At 45.8% G+C, this 8,240-nt stretch carries 10 protein-coding genes and 2 pseudogenes; all 12 read left to right on the top strand.

Annotated elements, in window-relative coordinates; translation table 11 throughout:
* Positions 1-204: 204 nt before the first annotated feature.
* Positions 205-2,328, top strand: coding sequence for a helix-turn-helix transcriptional regulator (locus ON05_RS37715; RefSeq protein WP_029315652.1), 2,124 nt, complete (start codon positions 205-207; stop codon positions 2,326-2,328).
* Positions 2,329-2,550: 222 nt separating this feature from the next.
* Complete coding sequence (locus tag ON05_RS37710) at positions 2,551-2,838, top strand: hypothetical protein (RefSeq protein WP_262562809.1); 288 nt, start codon at positions 2,551-2,553, stop codon at positions 2,836-2,838.
* A 5-nt stretch (positions 2,839-2,843) separates the two neighbouring features.
* Positions 2,844-3,005 (top strand): hypothetical protein, encoded by a 162-nt coding sequence (locus tag ON05_RS37705; protein ID WP_262562808.1) that lies wholly within the window; start codon positions 2,844-2,846, stop codon positions 3,003-3,005.
* Positions 3,002-3,313 carry a hypothetical protein gene (locus ON05_RS37700; protein WP_262562807.1) on the top strand — a complete coding sequence of 104 codons (312 nt, stop codon included), beginning with the start codon at positions 3,002-3,004 and terminating at the stop codon, positions 3,311-3,313. The genes ON05_RS37705 and ON05_RS37700 overlap by 4 nt, the downstream gene beginning before the upstream one ends.
* A gap of 413 nt (positions 3,314-3,726) precedes the next feature.
* Positions 3,727-3,855 (top strand): hypothetical protein, encoded by a 129-nt coding sequence (locus ON05_RS37695; RefSeq protein WP_262561213.1) that lies wholly within the window; start codon positions 3,727-3,729, stop codon positions 3,853-3,855.
* 225 nt (positions 3,856-4,080) lie between these two features.
* On the top strand, positions 4,081-4,293 hold the full coding sequence (locus tag ON05_RS37690) for a hypothetical protein (RefSeq protein WP_262562816.1): 213 nt from the start codon (positions 4,081-4,083) through the stop codon (positions 4,291-4,293).
* Positions 4,294-4,748: 455 nt separating this feature from the next.
* On the top strand, positions 4,749-5,165 hold the full coding sequence (locus ON05_RS37685; RefSeq protein WP_262562815.1) for a hypothetical protein: 417 nt from the start codon (positions 4,749-4,751) through the stop codon (positions 5,163-5,165).
* Positions 5,162-5,419 (top strand): hypothetical protein, encoded by a 258-nt coding sequence (locus ON05_RS37680; protein WP_262562814.1) that lies wholly within the window; start codon positions 5,162-5,164, stop codon positions 5,417-5,419. Before ON05_RS37685 ends, ON05_RS37680 begins: the two co-directional genes overlap by 4 nt.
* A 134-nt stretch (positions 5,420-5,553) precedes the next feature.
* Positions 5,554-5,829, top strand: coding sequence for a hypothetical protein (locus ON05_RS37675; RefSeq protein ID WP_262562813.1), 276 nt, complete (start codon positions 5,554-5,556; stop codon positions 5,827-5,829).
* A gap of 183 nt (positions 5,830-6,012) precedes the next feature.
* The gene (locus tag ON05_RS37670; RefSeq protein WP_262562812.1) at positions 6,013-6,189 is read left to right on the top strand and encodes a hypothetical protein; all 177 of its coding nucleotides are present in this window, start codon (positions 6,013-6,015) and stop codon (positions 6,187-6,189) included.
* Positions 6,174-6,701 (top strand): annotated as a pseudogene (locus ON05_RS37665) (ATP-binding protein). The gene ON05_RS37670 and the pseudogene ON05_RS37665 overlap by 16 nt, the downstream one beginning before the upstream one ends.
* A 312-nt stretch (positions 6,702-7,013) precedes the next feature.
* Positions 7,014-8,203: pseudogene (locus ON05_RS38275) on the top strand (NF041680 family putative transposase); the annotation flags it as partial.
* Between the last annotated feature and the right edge of the window lie 37 nt (positions 8,204-8,240).

The raw sequence follows: 8,240 nt of genomic DNA, 5'->3' as shown, positions 1-8,240 counted from the left end.
TCGATTGAAATCTATAAATCTTACAAATTCAAGGTCACATTCCTATTCATTTGCAATAATAGGTCTTTGTTTATGGCAAATAATTTTTTCAATCACTTTTAATTAAAATCATTAGTCTTTCCTTTTCAAACACCTTAGGTGTGCTTCAAAATAATGATTATTGTATCTGGCTATTTATATTTCGCTTGAGGAGGGTTAATTTTAGTGTCTGCTTCTGATAGACATCGATCAACACGAAAAGTGGACATTAGAGTGAATGGCTTTAACTCTGATGAGCTGGTTACACGTTCTAAGTTGACTATGAATCTAGATTGTCATGATGATATATTAGCTGCTGATAAGTCAGGAGAAAACCTCTCGCCGGAATCTCATCATTTAACAAATGTTAACTCAGAAGATCAAATAATCTTCGTTACCTTACCGATTGATGTTGCTATAGACCAAGTTATCTCTTTAGATTTTCTGGATCAGATGATCGACTTTCTGCTTGAAAGGACTGATCTATCTAGATTAATAATTCAACATCTTTACTTGCATTTGCTCAAGGTATATAAGTTCAAGGTTGAAGAAGTTATTAAAGAAAAAGGTAAGAGTGCCTTAGATACCTTTCTTCCACACATTCAGATAAATACTGATATATCTCGTGAATCTCAAGTACTACAATTTAATATTGATGAAATAACCGTTAAAAAGTACTTGAATGAATCACTTTCTGACTTTTTCTGCCATGAGTCATTTAAGGGGACCATCTCAAATACCTTTTGTAGGGAATTATTGAATTTAGCTTTGCAGGAATTAGAGTCTGAACTTGGAAGTAAGGCTTTAAGAGAAATGTCTGCATCACAACTACAACAAATAGTTATCAAATTTCTCAAAACTAATAAAACTGGCCCTATTTGTGATCAGATAAAAGTAAGGGCTTCTTTCCATAGTCAGGAAATTGCTCTAATTTTAATTGAGCAGTTGAGTATACCTAGCTGCTCTCTTGAAGATATGCATGCTTTATTAGGACTTCGACGTTCGCCACTACCTAAAAACAAAGCCAGAATAGAACTACCTGCTGTAACTGCTTTACCTACATCTATCCCTATTGCAAGCAGCATAAAGGCACAGCTTCGCCCCGATCTATGGCAGCAAGATGAAAATTCGAATGCGAAATTTAAGTATCGTAGCAAATCTAATCCAGGTAACTTTATCGAACACTACATTACCTCCCCAGGAGACATTGCCCTTTTACCCTGGGAAGCTGCTGAACAGATCATTGATATCTTTGGGTTTGATACTGTCAAACTTCAGCTCATCTTCGCTGCGAAAACAATGGAACAAGAGGAGCCCTGGAATAGCTCATTTACCCTTAATGCGACCGATATAATTAAGCTTCTCGGATGGGATAAAAACCATAATACTGCTTTACCAGAAAAGAGACTTGCTGTTGCTAGCACAGCCTATGCTCTTTCTTGCTTATTGGTAAGGTCAGTATGGATAGCAGGTAGGGGCAAAAGTAAAATCGATGCTAGTACTCCCACTGGTCGGATGTGGGATGTATTGATAGAGCCTACTGGACAGTTTGATTTTGTGACGAAAAAAATTGAAAAGCCAGAAGAAGTTTACATAACCGTTTCTCCAGGCTTATGGACAATGAATTTTCTAAACCGAGCTGGTCTTAAGGCACAAGAAGCTCTGTACCAATTTGGTTACCTTGCTAAAGATATTTTACAAATCGATCCTTACCATAATGAAATGGCTTTACGATTAGCCATCCAACTCACGCTTGATTCTCGAATTAGAGCTAGAAATGAGAATCCTTATGACTATACTGTGGGGAAACTCCTTGAGGAAGTAATTCCACTTTCGGAAATAGAAACAGCACGAAATCAAAAGGGCAAGGCCAGAGATTTGAGAAAACGGTGGGATAAATCCTTGAAAATGCTGAATAAATTAGGATGGCTTTTACAGTTTGATCCCGAAACTTACCCAAGCTGGCTGCAACCTGATAGTGAGTCCCCGAAACCCAAGAATTGGCGAAAGGTTAAATTAATAGATCGATTGCTTGATGCAAAGTTGACAATAAGCCCACCAAATCCTATCCCTGAGCTTTTAACCAAAATTGGCTCACCCAAGAAAATGGCTCTTGTGGTTGACCGTGCCCAGGCAGTTGATATCGAACCAAGTAGCTTACTTAAAGCCAGAAAGGTTAAGGGATTAAGTCGGAAGCAGCTTGCAGGGTTTATTGATGTGAGTTCTGATTATATTGGCAAGATGGAGAGAGGAGATCGTCCAATTACTCTGGAGATTGCTGAGAAGCTTAAGCGTATCTTGGTTTTTTGAAGTGCATTATTTGAGGAAGACAGGATGAGACAAATTTCTCCGTATCCTAGCACTTAGTATCAAGACCTAAATTATTGGATACCGAGCAAGGTGTAAGACAGGATGAGACAAATTTCTCCGTATCCTAGCACTTAGTATCAAGACCTACTGGAGTCTGGCAAAACTGCTTGATTGGCCATCAAAGACCACACCGTAGTAAATTCAGGCCATTAACCATCGTGTTTGCCCAAAGGTGTAGTCATTCTAAAAAGCATCATCCATCCAGACCAGGCTCTAAAACAGTACCTCTCACACTTGAGCATCCCGTTATCTAAACCTCAACAGCAGCATGTGCTGCGTATTGTTGAAGGATTGATTGTGGGCAATGGCCGCAAAACCCTTAGCCACTTGTATGCTCAGTGGGTTGATGCTCCAGATGCCAGTGCAGTGGCTGACTTTTTACGAGTGAGTACCTGGTCTGAGCAATCTCTCGACAAACGCCTTGGGGAAATCACCTGGCCGATGTCATAGAGCGCGTGCAGCGAGGAGGAAGTTCTCCTGTGGTGTATGTGAGTATTGATGACTCGACCAGTAGCAAAGATAAGGATACCCATGCCTTGGAAGGGGTGGATTGGCAGCATGACCACAATGCCAGTGGTCGCATACTCCCAAGTACAAGAAAGGGATGGTGCATGTGAGTTGTCGGGTTCAAATTGGCAACCACAGTGTTCCCTTCGCCTATCGGCTCTATTTACGGGCAAAAACGGTTCGCAACTTGAACCGGGGACGTGCCAAGGAGGAGCGATTGCGCTTCCAACCAAGTATCAACTGGTCCGGGAGATGCTTCAGCAGCTCCAGCCTCTATACCCAAAGAATGGCGGGTGTACGTTTATTCGATAGCTGGTATGCCTCCGCCAAACTACTCAAGTTTGTTCGGCGGCAAGGCAAGCGATGGTTTTGTTGGGCGCTATCAAATCCAATCGCATTCTTGATGGCAAGCGTCTGAGTCAATGGAACAAAGACCTCAAGCACAAACACTACGACTCAGTTGAGTTAAAAACAGTGACAGGCTCAAAGCAACCTACCTAACGCGCTCGATTACGGGCCGATTAAATGAGGTGCCTTTTGACGTCTGTGTGGTCATCTCCAAGCGGCACCCTCGGGATTCTCACCCGAAGTATTACCTGTGCACAGACACCTCATTGTCTGCGGCCAAAATACTGAAACGCTACTCAAAGCGCTGGTCCATTGAACAGATTATTGGTATCTCAAGCAATGTTTGGGATTGGGGGAGTTTCGCGTCCAACACTATGAAGCGATTCACAAGTGGTACTCTTTGGTGCATTTAGCGTTGCATTTTTTGTATGCTCAACTGCGCTGTTCTCAACAGAGGGATGATCCATTCATTTCAATTGCCCAGTGATTGAACATCACCGACAGCAACAGGCTCAAGCGGTCTTAATGGCTGCTTGTGAGCAGGCCATCACGGATGGCAATACGCAAGGAGTCGTGAAGCGCTTCATTCTACCAACTCGGATTGCAGCCTAATGGCTTGAGAAACATTAGCTGAATTCGAGTTACTGCTCTGAGGCACACACTTCAGAGTAGGTTACCGCCTGTTCTGGCGGTAATGAAAGGAGGCTGAACTTTGATGAAATTTGCCAGACTCCAGGACCTAAATTACTTGAGTTTGGACTAAAGCAAACGAGAAAAGCAGTCAATGAAGTACACCGACTGCTTTAAGGTCAATGAATCATCACACTCATTGCCCTTATGATTTTCGACCATCTGCGTCAATTCCGCCAAACTCTGTATAGCTGCTTTGGCGCCAGTAAAGACGCGTTATTTGAGCTAATGGATGCGGTATTGATGAGTCTGCATATTCTCACCAACTTCTCCACCCCTGTGGAGGTTGACTTCTCCGGTCGAATGGCAGTAACTTCTCCACCCCTATGGAAGTTATCTTCGCCAGTCAAGTGGCAATAAACTTCTCCACCCCTGTGGCAACAACTTCGCCGGATAAGTGGCAGTTAACTTCTCCACCCCCTTAACCATCATTTCGACAGGTCATTATCCTAGCCAGGCCAACCTCTAAACTTCTGTGCATTAGCAGAGGAATGGAGATGGCAATGGCCTATAAACGTCAAGGAGCAACCCTGTCGATGAGTAAATTTCGCGAAATATCCGTTTACATGAACTCGGCCACAATAAATCGGAGATCGCTCGTAGCTGCTTCATCTCCCGTACCAGTGTCCGGGACTATCTGCGCCGTGCCCAGGGTCAATCTCTCAGTTATGACCAGTTAAGCCACTGAGTGATAGTGATATCCAGCATTTGCTGGGAAAAGGTCAGCGTCAGTCCTCCCGTAAGAAGCCAGCGATTGACTTCGAATATGTGCATCGAGAGATGCAACGCAAAGGGGTCCCCTGGGCCTACTGTGGATGGAGGGTAAAGAGAGAGGAGACTGGAACTGTAGCTATAGTGGCTTTTGCCGTCGATACCGTCAGTGGAAAAAGCAGCACTCGCTATCCATGCGCCAGATTCACAAGGGAGCGGAAAAGATTTTTGTGGACTACTGCGGTATGACGGTGCCGGTGGTCCATCCCAAAACCGGTGAGGTGACTCAAGCTCAAGTATTTGTAGCCTGCTGTGGAGCGAGTAACTACACCTATGCAGAGGCGACCGAAAGCCAAACCATCAGAACTGGCTCGGATCTCATCAACGGGCCTTGGCCTTCTTTGGTGGGGTGCCGGTCGCTATCGTTCCAGACAACCTCAAGTCAGGAGTCACAGATCCGTGTCGTTATGAGCCCGGTATCAATCGGAGTTATCAGGACTTTGCGGAACACTACAACGTGATTATTCTGCCCGCTCGCCCCAAATGCCCTCGGGATAAACCCAAAGTGGAGAATGCGGTACAGCAAGTGGAGCGTCATATCCTAGCGCCATTGAGAGATCAGACCTTTACCAGTTTCAAGCAACTGAATGAAGCGATAGCAGCGGGACTCGAGAAACTCAACCATCGGACCATGAAATCCTATGGTCATCCCGTCGAGAATTATTTGAGCAAGTGGACCACCGGAACTGAGGTCCTTGCCCAGCCATGCGTTTGAGTTTGGCGAATTTAAAACTGCGAAAGTGAGTTTTGATTATCACATTGAGGTGAACCGCCACTATACAGTGTCCCTTATGGCTATGTGGGTCAATCGGTATCGGTCAAGATTACGGAATCTTGGTGCAGATTTCCATGACCATCAGCGCATTGCGGTACATGAACGTTCCAGCGTTTCATTTCAGCATTCCACGCAAGAGGGGCATATGCACCGGCGCACTTAGCCACAAAAACCAATCGAGAGAGACCTTCATCACCTGGGCTCAGAATGTTGGACCGGCAACGAAGCAACAAGTGATAGAGATCTTTGAGAAGAAGCCCATGATGAACAAGCATTTCGAGCTTAAAAGGGGTGCAACATCTGAGAACACCCATGGTGCTGAAAGGTTGGAAGCCGCTGTAATCGGCTAATGCTATGGGGATGGTGGGCCAACGCTATCTCAAGTCCATGCTCCAAACAAACTTGAATCCGACCCCTTACCGGATGAACCCATAAGGTGATTCCTATTCACCATGCCAATGTCCGAGGGTCCGAATATTATCAGCGACGTAGGGGGAGACAACGATGCAAGCAATGATTGAACAGCTACAACAATGAAACTCACCGGCGTACTCGAAGCTTGGCGAGAACAGCAGGCGATGCCCACCTATCATGATCTGTCCTTCGATGAACGACTGGCCTTGATGGTAGAGCGCGAATACATCCGGCGTCAGAATCAACGGATGCAACGCGACTCAGGCAAGCGCGACTGCCGGTGCATGCCACCTTAGATGCCGTGGATTTCGATGTCCCAGAGGACTCCGTAAAATCCAGTTCCTTGAATTTGCTCAAGGCCATTGGCTCCAAAAAACCTGTCATTGATTCTATTGGGCCGACCGGTGTAGGGAAGTCTTTCTTGGCGTCGGTCCTTGCAATCATCTGTGCAAGCAAGGCCATAGCGTGCGCTATATCAAAACCGCTGACCTGGTGCTGGAGTTGAAGCTGGCCAAGGAGATGGGTCTTATCCCAAACTCGAAAACAATTAGCGGCCTACGATCTATTGGTGCTGGATGAATGGCTTAGAGATCCCCTGTCTGTCTTTGAAGCTCGAGAAGTACTCGATATCCTAGACGAGCGTTTCCGTAAAGCCTCCTGTTTATTCGCCACGCAAATGCCCCTGGAGCAATGGCACTCACAAATTCAAGATCCCACCCTCGCCGATGCCATCCTCGACCGGATTATCCATGATGCGATGAAGGTCTTGCTCCGAGGAGAATCCATGCGGAAATTGACAGCAAACTGACCCTGAAGCCAGAAGAGAACTGAGTAATGACCGTTCACATGAGGAGAAAACAACGAGAGAAACGATCCAAGATCTAACCTTAAAACGCACAAGGAGAAGAAGGATGAAAAAAGGAGGACAGATACATGAATAGACCGGATGAGATCACGATCTTCCATTCGTGATATGTATGAATTCAGAGCTGATTTTTTGCCTATGAATTGCAACCCATAATTCCATATCTACCTGTCGAAAATGGTTGGCCAATATTTTTTTGGTTGGGGGTGGAGAAGTTAGTGCCACTCAACCGGAGAAGTCGTGATTATGCAGCAGAGTCCGAGCCTGCGTTCATTTGTGTGTTTGTCTCAACATCCTATCTTCCGTCGTCAATGGTCGAGTACCTATTCAGCCCTGCATGATGGTCGTATCCATCGTGCCAAACTTCACCGGTATTTAGTTCGACAAGTTTCCGCTCAAGACCAGCCGCTCTTCGTGGGAGATAGTAGTCCTTGGCTGCGTCCCGAGGCCAAGACCCTCAAAGACAGAGGTTTTCATCATCAAGGGGGACATACTGTCGGGGTAGGCCAAAGTTATAGCACCCTTTCTTGGGTCCCAGACGAAAGTCAGCATTGGGCACTGCCCCTACGCCATGAACGAATCACGAGCTTGAGACCGCTTTGACCAAAGCCACGTTTCAATTAAAGCAAGTCTGTCGTCATTTGCCGGTGCGTCCTCTAGCCGCGTTTGACCGTCACTACGGTAGGCATCTTCTCAATCACACTGCAGGGATTGAAGTCGACCTGTTATTGCGCTTAGCATCCAATCGCTGTGTATGGTATTCCCTTCGCTTATTCAGGACGAGGGCTCCTCGTAAGCATGGACATAAGTTCAAATTGATGCCCCTAATATATCCAGAAGCCAGCGAAATATTGGAGATAGAAGACACCCAACTTGGACAGGTCAGAGTAACTCGCTGGAGCCAATTCCATTTCCGTAATTCGGCCAAACGAGAAATGGAAATTTTGCGCGTTGAGATCATCCAACCGAAAGGTAAACGACGAAAGTTTAAGCCGCTTTGGCTGGCCTGGACTGGAGAATGCATGCCAAGTCTGGAGCGATTATGGCGAAGATATCTGCAGCGCTTTAGCATTGAGCATTGGTATCGATTTGCCAAACAACGGCTCTATTGGACGACCCTCAACTCACGTCCAATGAAGCGACAGAGCGATGGAGTACTTTGATTGGGATGATATCTTGGCAATTGTGGTTTGCTCGGTCAGACTGTATGGATACGCCTTTACCCTGGCAGTCTCCTCAACAAGTTCTATCACCAGGACGCGTCGCTCAAGCATTCCCAAGTATTATTGCGGCGATTGGAACACCTGCTCAAGCACCAAAACTCGCGGTAAATCACCCGACGCAAGCAAGGCCAATCTCAACCACCAAGAACTCGATATCCAACGGTCAAAAAACGAGTCTCCAAACGCAGGAAAGCAAAGATTGTCTCAAAAACCGCTGCTTAACTGCTGAGTTAATACAGAAAAACTTATGCTCAGGCTT

Source organism: Acaryochloris sp. CCMEE 5410 (assembly GCF_000238775.2).
In the GTDB taxonomy this organism is placed as follows: domain Bacteria; phylum Cyanobacteriota; class Cyanobacteriia; order Thermosynechococcales; family Thermosynechococcaceae; genus Acaryochloris.
This window is presented reverse-complemented; position numbering and strand designations above follow the sequence as displayed.

What these genes read in the sequence shown, in the direction of transcription:
- ON05_RS37690 (WP_262562816.1), top strand. Translation starts at nt 4,081, where the DNA reads ATGATTTTCGACCATCTGCGTCAATTCCGCCAAACTCTGTATAGCTGC.
- ON05_RS37685 (WP_262562815.1), top strand. Translation starts at nt 4,749, where the DNA reads ATGGAGGGTAAAGAGAGAGGAGACTGGAACTGTAGCTATAGTGGCTTT.
- ON05_RS37675 (WP_262562813.1), top strand. Translation starts at nt 5,554, where the DNA reads ATGACCATCAGCGCATTGCGGTACATGAACGTTCCAGCGTTTCATTTC.
- ON05_RS37670 (WP_262562812.1), top strand. Translation starts at nt 6,013, where the DNA reads ATGAAACTCACCGGCGTACTCGAAGCTTGGCGAGAACAGCAGGCGATG.